The organism is Henriciella marina (assembly GCF_027213945.1).
Taxonomy (GTDB): Bacteria; Pseudomonadota; Alphaproteobacteria; order Caulobacterales; family Hyphomonadaceae; genus Henriciella; species Henriciella marina_A.
In genome coordinates this window covers 682,755-699,102 of record NZ_JAPWGW010000001.1, presented here as the reverse complement: position 1 = coordinate 699,102, position 16,348 = coordinate 682,755, and the positions used below count along the sequence as shown (strand labels likewise).

Sequence of the window (16,348 nt, the reverse complement as noted above, 5' to 3'; positions counted from 1 at the left end):
TTGGAAATCTCGTTCGATGGCCAGCAAACTTCACTTCTCCCTCGTCTCTCCCGCCAAGGAGCTTTTCTCCGGCGAGGTCGATCACGTGATCGCACCCGGTACGGAGGGTGAGTTCGGCGTGCTCGTGAACCACGCGCCTTTCATGACGACACTGAAGAACGGCGTCGTCCGCGTTCTTGAGAATGACACGACCCGGATGCGCCTGTTCGTGCGCGGCGGCTTCGCCGATGTGACGCCAGCCGGCCTCACCATCCTCGCCGAAGAAGCCGTGGATCTCTCGACCGTCGACGCAGCCAAGGTCGACGCAGAGCTTGAAGACGCCAGAAACAAACTTGCCGCTGAAGGCAAGGAAGGCCCACACGCCGCAACGCTGAAGGCCCAGGTCGACTATCTCAGCGATCTCAAATCAGCCGTCGTCAACTAGCAACGCCGACGTCTGTCACCAGCTTTATCAGGGCCGCCCCGAAACGGGCGGTCTTTGTGTATCTGGACATCCTGTGTCATGCTCTCCCGACACACGGGGAGACAAGAAAATGAATGCCAGACACCTCGCTCTCATCGCAGGCACTGCCTTAGTCGCCAGCGCCTGCGTCTCGCAAGAAGAGCGCGCCTTCTACAAGGACAGCGCCTATATCGACGAAAGCGCGGGCTTCAAGGCCTTCGCAGATGCGGTAACCGCACATTGTGCGCCCGCCATTGAAGGCAAACAGGGCTTTGCTGATTTCGAGGTCAAGGGCGCCACCCGTATCCGGATGATCGATGATAACAAGATCCCGGTCGTGTCGAGCGACACGCTTCCCGTCTGGCAGCTCGCAGAAGGTCTCGTCCAGATGCAACTCGACCCTTATGATCGTTGTGAGGTTGTGGCCGTTGGACTGCCTGCAGAGACGACACTCGAGGTTGCCATCAACGCTGCCAAAGCGAGCGGTTTCCGTGACGCGGAGGCTTCGGCCGATGGCGGGCGCCGCCTTGTGTCGGGTCAAGGTACAGCGATTGAGTTCTCAGGCCCTTCTGAAGCACAGACCCCGGACGGCCGGACCTACACAAAAGTCGCGGCGATCGTAACGCCAGGCAGCTAGCTGTTTGCGCGAAGCCATTTCAGGGCGCCGTCCCGCATTCCCTTGAATTTCGGTGCGTCTTCCAGAGGCGCAACGAGCAGGCTGTCGGGCAGGGCGGCATATTTTATGGCGTGATACACCTTGGAGCGACTAGCGTCCGACCGTAGCAGGTAAAGCCCCTCATCAAGCTGGCGCAGACCCGCGAACTCGCGAGGGTTCAACGCTTCGCGGGCACCGCGAAGATAAATAAGGTAAAGCCGTGTTTCGGACTGCGCCATTCTGACTAGACGTTTGAAGCAGTGCCTGGTTTCCCAGGCATCGCGAACGTCTCAATCAGGCGAACACCGCAATCGTCTGGCGACCGATCATCAGCGGTTCGCCATCTGCACTCCACAGCCTCATGGCCTGGCTGGAATAGCCGTCACGTGTCGCCTGTGCCTCATGATGGACGAGAAACCAGCCATCTGTGGTCGTGATCTCGTCAGACAGGAATTCCGCCATCCAGGTCATGGAACTGATTGGCCCCGGCTCGACCATCATGGACATGGCCGCTGGCGGCGGCGCATCCGCAAGCGACAGGAGCGTCGTTGCGTTATACAGCGCACCTTCATCCTTATGCCGCAGCCAGAGACAGATATCGCCGCGCTCTGCGCCGCTGACCGGTGGCTGGCCCTTGGCGAGCCTGACATTGAAATTATGCGCAAAATGCGGTCGCCGGCCCGAGCCGAAAAACGACTGGTAAGCTTCCGGGCCGTCGACGTCAGGCGGCTCAATTGACGCCTGATTGATCTGCGACGGGCGCTTGGCGCCGAAGGTAAAGATACAGCGGGCCATCACGCCATCTTCACTGACAAGATCAGCGTTGACGAAAGCCGACGATTTACCGCGCCGAAGGATCGTCGGCGAGATGACAACTTTCCCGCCGACCGGTCCGACAAAGGCAACCTGCGCCGACCGCACTGGCATGTCCGGAACAAGCTCCAGCGCCGCTTCCAGACAAAGCGCAGCCGTCAGTCCGCCATAAGTCGTGCGGCCCTGCATCCAGTCTTCAGGGATGGTCGCTTCGATGCGCCCTGCCTGACCGCGTTGCAGCCCGGCAATCAGCTCACTGTATTGCACAACGAACGCCTAGTGCTGGCTTTCCGGCGTGGTGACACGCAGGCCGTCCAGATCGTCGGAAACCTGGATCTGGCAGGACAGACGCGAATTGGCCTGAACGTTCTCTGCGAAATCGAGCATGGACTGTTCCATCTCTTCCGGCTGGCCAACCTTGTCCATGAAGGATTCATCGACATAGACGTGGCAGGTTGCGCACGCACAGGCACCGCCGCAATCGGCATCGATGCCGGGGACAGAATTCTTGATGGCGGTTTCCATCACGGTCTCACCGTTCTTGGCCTCGATTGGGCGCTCGGTTCCGTCGTGATCGATATAGGTAATGGTCGGCATGATATTTCCTGTCTCCTCAGGCGGCCGCGGCCGCGATTTCCTTCATGCTGATGGATGTATCTGCAAGCGTCTCTGACGCAACGGATGCACCAGACATGATCAGTCGTTTCGATGCAATGAATTCCGGCGGGCTGTTGATGGCATCCACTGCAATGAGGCGGCCATTCTTCTTGTAGAAGGCCGCAAATTTTTTCGCCTCGACATCGCCGCGCACGACGATCTCGTCATAGCCTTGCGACAGACCAGCGATCTGTAGCTTGATGTTGTACTGGTCAGACCAGAACCACGGGCAGTCCAGCGCGGGGCGCGGTTTGCCCATGATGGCGGCCGCGGCGAGCTTTCCCTGCTCGATCGCATTGTGAACGCTCTCAAGCCGCCCTGTACGCGCATAGTGCGCCAGCGGGCGCACGGTGCAGTCACCCGCGGCAAAGATCCGGGGGTCACTGGTGCGGGCGTCTTCGTCGACGATGATGCCATTCTTGCAGGGCAGGCCCGCATCTTCAGCAAGTTCGACATTGGGGATAATGCCAATCCCCGCGAGCACCATGTCCGCTTCGATTTCCTCACCGGACGCAAGCACCGCATGGGTCAGCTTGCCATCCTTGCCCTTCAGGCTCCCGAGACGCGCACCGCAGCGCACATCGACGCCGTGCTCCATGTGAAGTGCTTCATAGAAGGAACTGATGACCGGGCTGGTGACACGGGCGAGTGCGCGTTGTTCCATTTCCAGCACAGTCACTTCAAGGCCCAGCTGGCGCGCCACGGCGGCCGCTTCGAGGCCGATATAGCCCGCACCAACGATGACCAGCTTCTGGCCTGAGATCATCTTCGGCTGAATATGCTCAACATCGGAGAGGCCGCGCAGCTCGAAAACATTCTCAAGGTCAGCGCCCTCAACCGGTAGCGGACGAGGCCGCGAGCCGGTCGCGATGATTACCGCGTCATAATCGAGATGCCCGCCATGCTGAAGCAGGACCTGACGGTTGGCCCGGTCAATCTTTTTAACGCGCTGGGAAAGCAGCGTCTCGACCTTGTTGTCTTCATACCAGGCAGCCGGCTTGAAATAGAGCCGGTCCTCGGCGAGTTCGCCCTTCATATAGGCCTTGGAGAGAGGCGGGCGCTGATAAGGCAGCGCAGCTTCGTCACCGACGAGCGTGATCGCGCCTTCATAGCCAAACTGGCGCAGCGACTGAACCGCTTGCGCGCCAGCCTGACCGCCGCCAATGACCACAATATTCTTTGCTGTCGACAGGTCCAAACCTGTTCTCCTCCCTTGGTCCGCGCATTCATGACGCAGGCGTCACGAATTTTCAAGCCATAGCGGACATTCTCGATCCTTCGCCGCGATGCCTCATTTTCCGACACTCTTCTAGACCAAGCTGCAAACCTATTTGAAGAGGGCTTTCGGTCACGCTATCGCTTGGTCAACGTCGCAGGCACCGGAGTCCGAACCATGTCCACCAAAGCTGACCAGACGATACGCCGTGTCCTCGACATGCTGCATGGCCGCGCCCGCAAGGTTGCCAAGGGTGAGCCCCTCGCCCCGCCCATCATCAATGCTGCGAAATACGCCCTGCCCGGCGCGCCGGATCACCCCTTCCCCTATGGCCGTTTCGACAATCCGGGCTGGCAGGTCATTGAAGACGCGATCGGTGCGCTCGAAGATGCGCCCACCATCTGCTTTCCAAGCGGCATGGCCGCCGTCACCGCCGCCCTGATGGCGCTCGCAGGCCCCGGCGCGCGCGTCCTTCTGCCATCTGACGGCTATTACACCGTCCGTGTCCTCATCGAGGATTTCCTGCGCCAGCACGGCGTAGAGCCGGTCCTCGTCCCGACGCGGCAGATGGACGACTACGACCCTTCAGGCCTTGACCTTGTCTGGCTTGAAACCCCGTCCAACCCGGGCCTCGACGTTTGCGACATCAAGGTGATCTGTGAGCGCGCGCATGCTGCCCACGCAAAAGTCTGCGTCGATAACACAACGGCGACCCCGCTCCTGCAGGACCCGCTCGCGCTCGGCGCCGACATGGTGGTTGCTTCAGACACCAAGGCCCTCGCAGGTCACTCAGATGTCCTCTTCGGCCATGTCGCCTCAAAGGATGAGACCCTGATCGAGCGCGTGCGCCAGTGGCGTAAGCTCTCAGGCGCGACCCCCGGGCCCGCCGAAGCCTACCTCGCCTATCGCGGCCTTATGACGCTGGAGCTTCGTTTGGAACGCATGTGCGCCAATGCCGACGCCCTCGCCCGCCTCCTGCAAGGCCACACCGCAGCGTCCGCCGTCCGCTTTCCCGGCCTCGAAACCGATCCGTCATATGCCATCGCCACCATACAGATGGTCCGCCCGGGCTTCGTCCTCGGCGCGACCTTCAAGAGCGAAGAGACCGCAGAACGCTTCATCGATGACTGCCCGGCCATATTCCACGCGACCAGCTTTGGCGGAATCCAGACCAGCGGAGAACGCCGCGCTCGTTGGGGGGATGATGTCGCGCCGGGCTATGTCCGCCTGTCTGCAGGCTGTGAGCCGACCGATGCCCTGCTGACCGCCGTCAGTCAGACACTGGACACCCTCTGATGGCCGACAGTCTGGAACTACACCTCGCTGATGAGGCCGCAACCGCGCGCCTTGCCGCCCGCCTCGCCCCGCACCTGAAAGCAGGCGATGTCATCGCCCTTCATGGCGGGCTTGGCGCGGGCAAGACCACCTTCTCCCGCGCGCTCATCTCTGCCCTGCGCGGCAGCCCGACAGAAGTGCCCAGCCCGACCTATACACTGGTCCAGACCTATGACGCGCACGGCCTCACCATCTACCATTTCGACCTCTACCGGATAGAAGACCCCGGCGAGGTGACAGAGCTTGGTTGGGATGAAACCGCAGGCGGCCTCGCGCTCATCGAATGGCCGCTCAAGGCAGGCGAGCACCTCCCCGTCTGGCGGCTAGACCTCACCCTCGAACAAACCGCCGAAGGTCGCACAGCAAGGCTGGAACCGCATGGCGAAGACTGGCAGTCTCGGCTCCATGGGATTTGACGCAGACAGGCAGGCCGAGATCGAGGCCTTTCTCACCCGCGCCGGCTGGGCCGATGCGCGTCTCGACTGGCTGAATGCCGACGCCTCGACGCGCCGCTATGGCCGCCTGTCACGCACCGATGGAGAGGCCGCCCTCCTCATGGACGCCCCGCTGGTCGAGGATGATCCGTGCACGCCGGATATGAGCGACGAGGAACGCCTTGCAGGCGGCTGGAACAAGCAGTCTCGTCTTGCCGCCTCCCGCGTCGAAGCCTTCGCCGCCATTGGGGGCTGGCTGCGCACCAATGGCTTCAGCGCGCCCGAAGTGCTCGCAGGCGACGCCGCCCTCGGCCTTGCCGTGATCGAGGATTTCGGCAGCCAGAAAGAATTCGCGCGCCTCATTGAGAAGGGCGCCGACGAGGTGGAGCTTTACACTGCCGCCGCGGGCGCACTCGCAGACCTCCACGCGCTCGATATCCCGAAAGAGCTCTCCGCGCTCGAGCGGACATGGCCGATCCTCGATTTCGACACGCTGGCGCTCAATGTGAATGCCAGCCTGTTTGCCAACTGGTACCCGAAATTCGACCCGCGCATGTCTCTCTCGGACGCGGACCATGCGCGCTGGGAAAGCGAACTCGCTGCCCTGATAGAGCGCGCGCAGGCCTTCCCGCGAGAGCTCACCTTGCGCGACTATCACGCCGAAAACCTGATCTGGCTCCCTGAGCGGGATGGCCGCGCCCGTGTCGGCCTGCTCGACTTTCAGGACGCCGTTGTCGGCTGGGACGCCTGGGACATGGCCATGCTGGTGCAGGACGCCCGCCGCCCGGTCTCTCCGGCCGCACAATCAGCCGCCATCCGCACCTATCTCGACAGGACCGGCAAGGCAGAGGCGGACTTCCTCGAACGCCTCGCCATTATCGGCACACTCAATGCGCTGCGCATCGTCGGCATTTTCGCCCGCCTGATCGAGCGCGACGGCAAGGCCCGCTACAAGCTCTTCCTGCCGCGCCAGAAACAGCTTCTGGCCCGCAATCTCGAACACCCAGCCGCCGCTGGCATGGCCGCGTTCGTCGCCGATACCGCCCCCTTCATCTTTGAGGAGGCCTGATGGCCACCATCCCCCACACCGCCATGATCCTCGCCGCAGGCCTTGGCACGCGCATGCGTCCGCTGACCGACACCACAGCAAAACCGCTGATCGAGGTCGCAGGCAAACGCCTCATGGACCGCCAGATCGAGCCATTGATCGAGGCAGGCGTAAAGCGCCTCGTCGTGAACACGCACTGGTGCGCCGATCAGGTGGAGGCCCACTCGCGCGGCATTGGCGGGGTCGACGTCGTCTTCTCCGACGAGCGCGAGGAAGTTCTGGAGACAGGCGGTGCCATCTCGAAAGCCGCCAGCCTGCTCGGCGAAGACCCGATTTTCGTCGTGAACACCGACGCATTCTGGGCGCCGGGCGACAGCGCGCCGCTCAAGGCGCTGGCGGATGCATACGATCCGGCAAACGCCGACGAAATCCTGCTGCTGGCTGACCGCGAACGATGCCTCGGCTTTTCCGGCGAGGGCGACTTTCACCTCTCAGATGACGGCCTGATCACCCATCGCGGCGATGACCCCTCAGCGGCCTGGGCCTATGCGGGGCTGCGTATAGCAAAGCCCGCCCACTATGCCGCGTACCCGGCAGAGCCTTTCTCGGCCTTCCGCGTCTGGTCTGGCCTGCTTGAGAAAAAGCGTATGCACGGCCTGCCGCTTGACCGCTTCTGGCTCCATGTCGGTGATCCGAAATCCCTCGGGGATGCCGAAATGTGGCTGAGGTGCTTCGGCGCATGAGTGGCGCGAGGCTTTTTGGCGATGACGCGCCGCGCCTTCGAACCATTCCGCCAGGCGCAAATTTCCTGAACGAGCTTGCCCGCGCGCTGGTCGCGGAGAAAGACGTCGCCGCTCATCCCGACGCGCTGGCAGACGATCTCATCTATGTGCCCAACCGCCGGTCGGCCCGCGCGCTGGCCCTCGCCATCTATCGCGCGGCAGGTGTGAAGACTCTTCTCATGCCGGAGATCCGCCCACTCGGTGACCTTGAGAATGACGAGCCGCCCCCCGGCGTCGAGTCGGCCCTTGCGGACCTGCCGCCTGCCCTATCCGGCGCAGAACGCCTCGGCCAGCTCTCGCGACTCGTCTCTGCCTATTACGAAAAACAGGGCACGCCCGTCCCGCCCGCTTCCGCCCTCGCGGCCGCTGGCGAGCTGGCCCGCCTGCTCGATCAGGCCGCGCTCAGTGGCGGCATCAACTGGGACCTTCTCGATACGCTGGTGGAAGAGCGCCAGCTCGCCATCCACTGGCAGCAATCGGTCGACTTCCTGAAGATCATCACGCAGGCCTGGCCCGCCAGCCTCGAAGACCAGCAGCGCATGGACCCCTATGCCCGCCGCCTCGCCGCGGCTGAAGCAACCGCGGCAAGCTGGCGCGATCGGCCACCGCGCGGCGATGTCATTATCGCAGGCTCCACCGGCGCCGACCCTTCCGCTTTCGCGCTGATGACGGCAGCTCTCCATTTGCCGCGCGCCCTCATCGTTCTGCCAGGGCTGGACCGCGACCTCACCCGCGCCTCCATGGATCAGATCGTGGAGACGCCGAGCCACCCTCAGGCCGCGCTCGCCCGCACGTTGGACCGGCTCGGCTATCTTCCCGACGAAGTCGCGCCCTGGCCGGGCCTGAAAGACAGCAATGAAGCCCGCGCCCGCCGTGCCCTGATCCACGAAGCACTCGCCCCGGCCAGCGAAACTGCGGGCTGGCTGACCCGGCTGGATGAACTTGCAGGCGCCCGATCCCGCGCCGACTTCGCCCGCGACGGCTTTTCTGGCCTCACCCTGCTCGAAGCCGCCGATGAGCAGGATGAGGCCTGGTGCGCCGCGCTGCTCCTGCGGGAGACGCTGGAGCGCGAAGGTGAAACCGCCGCCCTTGTGACGCCAGATGCGGGCCTTGCCCGGCGCGTCTCCTCCCTGATGAAGCATTGGGGCGTCGATCTGGCGCCGTCCGGCGGCACGCCGCTCCTGCAAACCCGGTCCGGCAGCCTCGCCGCCCTCACCATGGACTGGGCGAGCGACCCGACCCACCCGGCGCTCATGCTGGCCGTGCTGAAGCACAGGCAGGTCACGCCAACCGAAGACCTCGACACGCTGGAACGCTACGTCCTGCGCGGTCCGCGTCGGTGGGAAGATTTCAGTGGCCTTGAGACTCATATCGACCGGCTGGATAAGGAAGCGCGTCATCAGGCAGAGCTGCGCGGGCGGCCAGAACCCCGATTTGCCGTCCCGTCTCACCGCATCGTCGCTGACCTCCAGCAGAGGCTCGCCAGCGCAGGGCTTGGCCCGGATGGCGAGGCGATTTCCGGTCGCCGCTTTCTCGAAGCCGTCAGTGACCTCATGGCAGACCTTGGTGACGCGCCGCTGCCCTGGGCTGGCGAAGATGGCGCAGCGCTCTCCACCGCGATGCGCGACTTCGCTGACATCTGCGACAGCCTTGAGCCTGCCGCTACCGAGATCTGGGCAGAGCTGTTCAAGTCCTACTGTCAGACCATTAGCGTCCGCGATGCCGGCGGCGATCACCCACGCCTTGCCATCTGGGGCCCGCTCGAAGCCCGTCTGCAAAGCGCTGACCGGCTCATCCTTGCTGGCCTCAATGAGGATGTCTGGCCAAAACAGCCGCCGCCAGACGCCTTCCTGCCGCGCAATTTTCGCAAGCGGCTGGGTCTTACCGACCCCGATGAGCGTATCGGCCTCTCGGCGCACGACTTTGCGCAGATGGCGGCTGCGCCGAATGTCACGCTGATCAGCGCCCGGCGCCGTGATGACGCCCCTGCGGTCGCCTCGCGCTGGATCTGGCGGCTGACCACGCTCGCGCGCGGCGCCCTCGGTGAGGAGGAGGCGGCGCGCGTTCTTGAACCGTCAGAAGGCGCTGATCCGCGCAACTGGCTCACCTCGTTGCGCGAAGCCCCTGCCCTCCCGGAGGCCTACACGTCGGAGCCTCGTCCCACCCCGGCGCTTGAGGCGCGGCCCGGAAAACTTTCGGTCACCCGGATCGAGGATCTCATCCGCGACCCTTACAAGATCTACGCCCAGCAGGTGCTCGGCCTCTATCCGCTCGACCCGCTCGACATGCCAGTCGATGCTCGCCCGCGCGGCACCGCCATCCACGCGGCCCTAGAAAAGTTTGAGGAAGAGGGCGTCGAAAAATCAGCTGACAGCCTCATCGCGCTGATCGAAGATGAACTTCGCAGCGCTGGGGAGCTTGAAGAGATCATCCTCGGCGGTGTGTCCGTCCGCAAGAAAGTCGCCGCAGAATATCTCGACTGGCGCGCAGGCCGCCTTCACCTCATCGCGGGGCGCGTCCACACCGAAATCTCCGGCCAGACAGACCTCACCGCCCCCGCCATGCCTGAGGGCCGCTTCACCGTAACGGCCAATGCTGACCGGGTGGAGCGCCACCAGAACGGTTCCATCGCCATTCTCGACTTCAAGACAGGCGATCCGCCATCTGAAAAGCAGGTGCTCTCGGGCCTCAACCCGCAAATGCCGCTCTCGGCCATTATCGCGCTCGGCGACGGATTCGACGTGAAGGATGACATCAAGCTTCGCAGCGACAGCGTCTCCGCGCTCACCTATGTCCGCTTCGGCTCGAAGTTCGCTGTCCGCAATATCGGGGATGGTACGGGACGTTCCATGCCTGAGAAACCCCTCGAAGAAATTATCGAGGAAACCCGCGCAGGCGTGACCCAGCTCGTCACGCGCTTTGCAGATCCGGCCCACCCATATGTCAGCATGCCAAGGCCCGTCTGGGCGACCTATGGCTCTGACTATGCCCGCCTTGCGCGCCGCGATGAGTGGATATCGGAGAGCGGCGATGACTGATGTGATCGACTTTCCATCCCCCTATGCCCGCGCCCAGAAGGCGCAGGCCGATGCCGCCCTGCCGGACCGCTCTGCCTGGGTCGAAGCGCATGCAGGCTCCGGCAAGACAAAAGTCCTGATCGACCGCGTTGCCCGCCTCCTCCTTCGCCGCGATGGCGAACGTCCCGGCGCACCGCCGGACACGATCCTCTGCGTCACCTACACCAAGGCCGCCGCGAACGAGATGCTGGGCCGCCTCTTCCGCACCCTAGGCAGCTGGTCGGTCGCCAATGACGAGGAGCTTCGCGGCGAGCTTGCCCGCCTGGAGCACCGCCCGGCGGACACCTATGAAGCCAGCGATCTCGACGCCGCCCGCGCTCTGTTCGCACAGGCCCTCGAAACACCGGGCGGCCTCCGAATCGAGACCATCCACGCCTTCTGCGCGCGCATCCTCCGCCGGTTTCCACTTGAGGCGCGCGTCTCGCCCGGCTTCACCGAGATTGAAGACCGCGAGGCCGATGAACTCTGGACCGACGCCATGCGTGAGGAGATTCTCCGCGCCGCCGAAACCAATCCCAACGCCCTCGCCGCCCTCTCCGAAGCGGGCGGCGGTCTCGGTGCATCGGTCATCCTCTCGGCGCTGCGCAGTGTCGCCACAGACCTCACCGGCCGCGACCCCGAAGCACTCAAGGCTGAGGTCAAACAGGCTCTCAACGCCCCAAATGAAAGCGCAACCGAGCTCGTCGAGAACGCAATGGGCTGCGACCTCCCCCGCGCCGACATCCAGTCCCTTGTCTCCATCCTCTCCGGCGAAACCAGCCTGAAGAAGACCGACGCCGACCTCATGGACAAGCTGGTCGACTGTCTCTCAACCCGCCCCGCAGAAGACCGGTTTGAGACCTATTGCAGCCTCTTCCTCACCCAATCTGGCGACTGGAGGAAATCCAACCCTTACACCAAGGCGATCGGCGACCTCTGTGCCGAAGCCGCCGCCCTCTACCAGTTGAAGGATGGCGATGGCAGCGAAGCTTTCCGCATCCGCAACCTGCTGGAGCGGCTGAAAGCCCGCCGCGCCTATGAGACGACCGCCGCGCTGATCGATATCGGCCTGCCGGTCCTCTCCGGCTACGCAGCCGGAAAACGCGCCCGCGCCGCCCTCGACTTCGATGACCTGATCGAGCGCACCAAGAGCCTCCTCACCGCCCCCGGCATTGCCGAATGGGTGCTCTACAAGCTCGATGGCGGGCTCAACCACATCCTGCTCGATGAGGCGCAGGACACCAGCCCCAGCCAGTGGGTGCTGATCAACGCCCTCGTCACTGAGTTTCGCGCCGGCATGGGCGCCGAGCGCGCCGTCGATCCGCGCACCCAGTTCACCGTCGGCGACAAGAAACAGTCGATCTACTCCTTCCAGGGCGCCGACCCTGAACGTTTCCTGCAGGAGAAACAGGCCTTCATCGGCGCCGAAGAGTCCCGCCACGGACAGGCAAACCTGCCAGACATGACCATGTCCTTCCGCTCGACGCCCGAAGTCCTCGGCTTCGTCGATGCGGTGTTCAATCAGGAGAGTTTCGCAGGCGACCCCTTCTCCGACATGCCCCCCGATGAGGCCGACACGCTCACCCATGTCGCCAGACGCAGCAATGAGACCGGCCGCGTCGATCTCTGGCCCATCACACCGCACACAGAGGAAGAAGAAGGCGACCCGTGGGACGCCCCGCTCGACCACATCAGCGAGAGCTCGCCCAAGAACAAACTCGCCAAGAAGGTGGCAGCCGAGATCCGCCGCATGGTCGATGCGGGTGAGCCTGTCTGGCGCAAAGGCGAACCGCAAGGCGCACGCCCCGAAGACTTCCTCATCCTCGTCAGAAAACGCGGCGCCCTCTTCAACGCCCTGATCCGCGCCCTCAAGGATCAGAACCTCCCCGTTGCAGGTGCAGACCGGCTCGTCCTGCTGGACCATATCGGCGTGCAGGACTGCCTGAACCTCATCCGCTTTGCCCTCTTCCCGTCCGATGACCTGACCCTGGCGGAGATCCTGCGCGGGCCCTTCTGCGGCCTCATTGATGACGACAACCACCTCTTCCCGCTCGCCTATAAGCGAAAGAATGAGAGCCTCTGGGAGCGGCTGCAGGCTGCGACCGACCCTGTCTTCGCCCCGGCCCGCGCCTTCTGCGAGGACATCCTCGCCCACCGCCACCTGCCCGCGTTCGACTTCCTCTCCCGTGCCCTCACGACGCGCCGCGAGGCCGGCCTCTCAGGCTGGGACTGCCTCATCCAGCGCCTCGGAGAGCCTGCCCGCGACCCGGTAAGCGCCCTTATCGATCGCGCGCTCGGCTATGACATGGGCGAGGCCGCCAGCCTCCAGCTCTTCCTCGCCGAGATTGAGAGCGACACCAGCCAGCTCAAGCGTGACCTTGCCGAGGCCAATGGCGAAATCCGCGTGATGACCGTTCACGGTGCCAAGGGCCTGCAGGCCCCCATCGTCATCCTGCCCGACACGACTGGCGCAGAAAAAGCCGACACGAACGGGCTGTTCATGCTGGAAGGCGGCATCCCGGTCTATTCCAAACGCGCCGCCGAAGACCCGCCGGTCATCGCCGCCCGCCGCCTTGCCCGACAGACCGCGCAAGCCCGAGAGTCCCGCCGCCTCCTCTATGTCGCGCTCACGCGCGCGGAGGACCGCCTCATCATTGCGGGCGCCCATCATGGTGCGAAATCTGGCGCAGGCTATACCGACACTTCGTGGTACGCGCTTTGCCGGCAGGGCATGCTGTCGCTGACAGGCGGCGACGGCGCAGACGCCGATGAGACCCTCACCTATGGCGAGGTCCAGCCGGCCGTCACACCAGATAGCGGCGCCAGCGCGGCCCCGCCTGCCGCCCCCCTCTGGACGAAACAGCAAGCCCCCGGCACCGGCCCCACCACCCGCATCCGCGCGCCGAGCCGCCTGCTGACGGACACAGCACCCGTCTCCAAACCCTTCGGCCCGGCCCGCGCCGCTGCCCTCAAGCGCGGCAAGCTCATCCACACCCTGCTGCAATACCTGCCAGAGCTCGCGCCAGACGCGCGCGAGGCCGCCGCTCGCACCTGGCTCGACCGCCATGCAGAGCTGGATGACACCGCCCGCGCCGAAATCCTCGCCGTCACCCTCCGCACGCTCAGCGATGACAGTTTCAGCCACGTCTTCGCCCCGGGCGGGCGCTCGGAAGCCGCTATCGTTGGCGAAATCGACACTGCCTCAGGTGCCACCCTCATTAATGGCCGGGTCGACCGCCTCGTCGTCAGCGACACCGAAGTCCTCATCATCGACTACAAGACTGACCGCCCCGCCCCGGCGCGGGTGGAGGATGTTGACGCCTCCTATATCGCCCAGATGGCGGCCTATACGCATATCCTGTCAGAGACCTGGCCAAAGCGCACCGTCCGCGCGGGCCTCCTCTATACAGACGGCCCCGTCCTCTTCGAACTGCCTGCCAGCTTATTGCAGAACTCATTGGAGCGTTTAGCTGGCCGCCTTTGAAGAATCCGTACAATTCCTATCTATAAGAGCAGACAACGAGCAAAGGAGGCACAAATGGCCGCCGAAACGATTACAGACGACAATTTCGAAGACGCCGTAGCCGGTGACAAACCGGTCGTGGTCGACTTCTGGGCCGAGTGGTGCGGACCGTGTAAACAGATGTCCCCCCACCTTGAAGCCGTGGCCGAGGAAATGGCCGACAAGGTGAAAGTCGCCAAGATCAATGTCGACGAAAACCCCGTCGCCGCCTCGAAATTCGGCGTGCGCGGCCTGCCAACCCTGATGATGTTCAAGGACGGCAAAGTCACCGCCACCCACCTTGGCGCGATGTCCAAACAACGCATCGCCGAATGGATCAAGGAAAGCGCGTAAACGCGCCACATTCGACTGACACAAGACAGCCCGTCAACCGAAAGGTGGCGGGCTTTTTTGTGAGGCGCAAAATGAAAGCAATCCTCTGGACAGTCATCATCATCGTGGCTTCAATCAGCATAGTCTTTGCAATTGACTATGCCGGGCGGTACCGGAGCTGGCAGAGCCTGTCCGGCGCGAAACTGAGCCGAGAAATCTCTCGCTACATCGACCGCTATGACGTCCCTGCTGCGCATGCCTGTCTGTATGCGGTGGACTGCTCGACCGGTCGCGCCCGTTTAGCTCTACTCGGCACGCTAGACGACGACACGATCAGCGAAGCAAAATCGCGAGTGTGGGACCGCCGGTTCAACCCCGGTTTCTGCGACGGCCGCACAACGAATTTCGGCTTGCAGCTTCTGGGTAAAGACAACGCCGAGCCGCTGGCTGATTTCAACGCCCACGCTCGATGGAGCTTCGCGAATGATCGATTTATCCAGCGCTGGAGCCGATTTCAAAGTGGGGCCTTCAGTGAAGAGCCCTGGGAGCGTTGCACACCAGAAAAGGCTCTCTGGCATTCTGGCGAGTGACGCACGACCAAGCGACTCGCTGCATTCAGGCCGAATGGCACACTCTGCCATTCGGCCACAGCCAGCCTCTTTCGATCTTCTTTTCCGGGTCAAGGGCGCTTTGCGTCCGTAGGATTTCACCCTTGACCCGGAAAAGAAGATCGGACACCCGCCCCCCTCGTCCCGCGTCACTCCCGATGAGCGCCAGCTCATCTGGGAGCCCACCTCCCGCCACCTCCGCCCACCCAAACACCAAGGTCAGGAGATGAACCCTCAGACCGCTCCGCGGTCGAGGGTGACGCCAGCTGAAACCCTGCCCCCCCCCCCAAATTCCGTCATCCCGGAAGAGCCGCAAGGCTCCATCCGGGACCCATGGCGGCTGGGCGTCCCCCTCTCAAACAAGTCCTCCCCCTCTCCCGATCGCGGGAGAGGGGTCAGGGGTGAAGGCACTGAAGCGAGTAATTGTCCCGACCTTCCGCCAATCGCCAACTTCCCAGCCCCATCAAGGTGAGCGCAGTCTCAACCGCCATGGGTCCCGGATATTCGCTGAAGCAAATTCCGGGATGACGGCAAAGGTAAGTGTGGTCGCTAAAGCCGACCCTTCCCCACACGTCACCCCTGTACGAAACCTCTCCCCGCCCCTACGCCTTCCTCAACAAAAACACCTCAGGAGGAGACCCGCCCATGGAGCCGTACCAGCCGCTTTCCCGCTCGATCAAAGGCAAGACCGCCCTCATCACCGGCGCCGCCTCCGGCATGGGCCGGGCCACCGCCCACCTCTTTGCCCATGAAGGCGCGAACGTCGCCGTGACGGACCTCAAGCAGGACGCCGTCGACAAGGTCGTGGAAGAGATCAGGGCTGCCGGCTTCGAGAACGTCAAAGGCTGGGCCATGGATGTCAGCGACGGCGAGGCGATAAAGCGCGTCGTCAAGGAAGCCGCCGAGCATTTCGGCGGCCTCGAAATCCTCGTCAACAATGCAGGTTTCGCCATCCCGGCCAATGTCGCTGAAGAAAGCTATGAGGATAGCTGGGGCCCAAGCATCAATGTCATGCTGACCAGCCATCAGCGCGCCATCCGCGCGGCCCTCCCCTATATGCGCAAGGCAAAGTTCGGCCGCATCGTGAACGTCGCTTCCACTGAAGGCGTCGGCGCGACCCCCGGCAACTCGCCTTACGTCGCTGCCAAACATGGCGTCATCGGCCTCACGCGTGGCCTGGCGTGCGACCTTGGCCGCGAAGACGACATGGACATCACCGTCAACTGCATCTGCCCCGGCCCCATCCGCACCGGCATCACCTCCGGCATCCCGGAAGAGCACAAGACCATCTACGCCAAGCGCCGCGTGCCACTGCGCCGTTACGGCATTCCAGAGGAAGTCGCGAACATGACGCTCTCAGTCGTGCTCCCGGCGGCCAGCTTCCTGAACGGCGTCCACATCCCGGTCGACGGCGGTCTGACGATCAAGAATGCTTGAGGGGTAAGCGCTCTCCCGACCCCCTGGACG

15 protein-coding genes are annotated in these 16,348 nt (G+C 63.6%); 11 read left to right on the top strand and 4 right to left on the bottom strand.

Annotation, left to right across the window (positions count from 1 at the left end; genetic code table 11):
• Window positions 1-16 precede the first annotated feature (16 nt).
• Together O4G74_RS03550 and O4G74_RS03545 are read left to right on the top strand one after the other, a co-directional pair.
• Entirely contained in the window at window positions 17-424 is a 408-nt protein-coding gene (locus tag O4G74_RS03550; protein WP_269401285.1) for a F0F1 ATP synthase subunit epsilon, read from the top strand.
• A gap of 109 nt (window positions 425-533) precedes the next feature.
• Window positions 534-1,079 (top strand): hypothetical protein, encoded by a 546-nt coding sequence (locus O4G74_RS03545; protein WP_269401284.1) that lies wholly within the window; start codon window positions 534-536, stop codon window positions 1,077-1,079.
• Here the strand turns inward: O4G74_RS03545 and O4G74_RS03540 are convergent.
• The 4 genes from O4G74_RS03540 to O4G74_RS03525 are packed head-to-tail and all read right to left on the bottom strand — an operon-like array spanning window position 1,076 to window position 3,759.
• A complete protein-coding gene (locus O4G74_RS03540) occupies window positions 1,076-1,336 on the bottom strand; it encodes a hypothetical protein (RefSeq protein WP_269401283.1) in 261 nt (86 codons plus the stop codon). The two genes, O4G74_RS03545 and O4G74_RS03540, sit on opposite strands and share 4 nt — an antisense overlap.
• A 55-nt stretch (window positions 1,337-1,391) precedes the next feature.
• Window positions 1,392-2,177: a thioesterase family protein gene (locus O4G74_RS03535; RefSeq protein WP_269401282.1), complete on the bottom strand. Its 786-nt coding sequence runs from the start codon at window positions 2,175-2,177 to the stop codon at window positions 1,392-1,394.
• Between the two features lie 9 nt (window positions 2,178-2,186).
• Entirely contained in the window at window positions 2,187-2,507 is a 321-nt protein-coding gene (locus O4G74_RS03530; RefSeq protein WP_269401281.1) for a 2Fe-2S iron-sulfur cluster-binding protein, read from the bottom strand.
• Between the two features lie 16 nt (window positions 2,508-2,523).
• Entirely contained in the window at window positions 2,524-3,759 is a 1,236-nt protein-coding gene (locus tag O4G74_RS03525; RefSeq protein ID WP_419715364.1) for an NAD(P)/FAD-dependent oxidoreductase, read from the bottom strand.
• 201 nt (window positions 3,760-3,960) lie between these two features.
• On the opposite strand from O4G74_RS03525, the gene O4G74_RS03520 reads away from it, so the two are divergent.
• From O4G74_RS03520 to O4G74_RS03480, 9 genes are all read left to right on the top strand, one after another.
• On the top strand, window positions 3,961-5,079 hold the full coding sequence (locus tag O4G74_RS03520) for a cystathionine gamma-lyase (RefSeq protein ID WP_269401279.1): 1,119 nt from the start codon (window positions 3,961-3,963) through the stop codon (window positions 5,077-5,079).
• Entirely contained in the window at window positions 5,079-5,534 is a 456-nt protein-coding gene (tsaE, locus tag O4G74_RS03515; protein WP_269401278.1) for a tRNA (adenosine(37)-N6)-threonylcarbamoyltransferase complex ATPase subunit type 1 TsaE, read from the top strand. Before O4G74_RS03520 ends, tsaE begins: the two co-directional genes overlap by 1 nt.
• A complete protein-coding gene (locus O4G74_RS03510; protein ID WP_269401277.1) occupies window positions 5,524-6,621 on the top strand; it encodes an aminoglycoside phosphotransferase family protein in 1,098 nt (365 codons plus the stop codon). Before tsaE ends, O4G74_RS03510 begins: the two co-directional genes overlap by 11 nt.
• Complete coding sequence (locus O4G74_RS03505; RefSeq protein ID WP_269401276.1) at window positions 6,621-7,343, top strand: nucleotidyltransferase family protein; 723 nt, start codon at window positions 6,621-6,623, stop codon at window positions 7,341-7,343. Before O4G74_RS03510 ends, O4G74_RS03505 begins: the two co-directional genes overlap by 1 nt.
• Window positions 7,340-10,420, top strand: coding sequence for a double-strand break repair protein AddB (gene addB, locus O4G74_RS03500; RefSeq protein WP_269401275.1), 3,081 nt, complete (start codon window positions 7,340-7,342; stop codon window positions 10,418-10,420). Before O4G74_RS03505 ends, addB begins: the two co-directional genes overlap by 4 nt.
• Window positions 10,413-13,922: a double-strand break repair helicase AddA gene (addA, locus tag O4G74_RS03495; RefSeq protein WP_269401274.1), complete on the top strand. Its 3,510-nt coding sequence runs from the start codon at window positions 10,413-10,415 to the stop codon at window positions 13,920-13,922. Before addB ends, addA begins: the two co-directional genes overlap by 8 nt.
• Before the next feature lie 18 nt (window positions 13,923-13,940).
• Window positions 13,941-14,294 (top strand): thioredoxin, encoded by a 354-nt coding sequence (gene trxA, locus O4G74_RS03490; protein ID WP_267896085.1) that lies wholly within the window; start codon window positions 13,941-13,943, stop codon window positions 14,292-14,294.
• 71 nt (window positions 14,295-14,365) lie between these two features.
• Window positions 14,366-14,863 carry a hypothetical protein gene (locus O4G74_RS03485; RefSeq protein WP_269401273.1) on the top strand — a complete coding sequence of 166 codons (498 nt, stop codon included), beginning with the start codon at window positions 14,366-14,368 and terminating at the stop codon, window positions 14,861-14,863.
• Between the two features lie 663 nt (window positions 14,864-15,526).
• Entirely contained in the window at window positions 15,527-16,318 is a 792-nt protein-coding gene (locus O4G74_RS03480) for an SDR family NAD(P)-dependent oxidoreductase (RefSeq protein ID WP_269401272.1), read from the top strand.
• Window positions 16,319-16,348 lie beyond the last annotated feature (30 nt).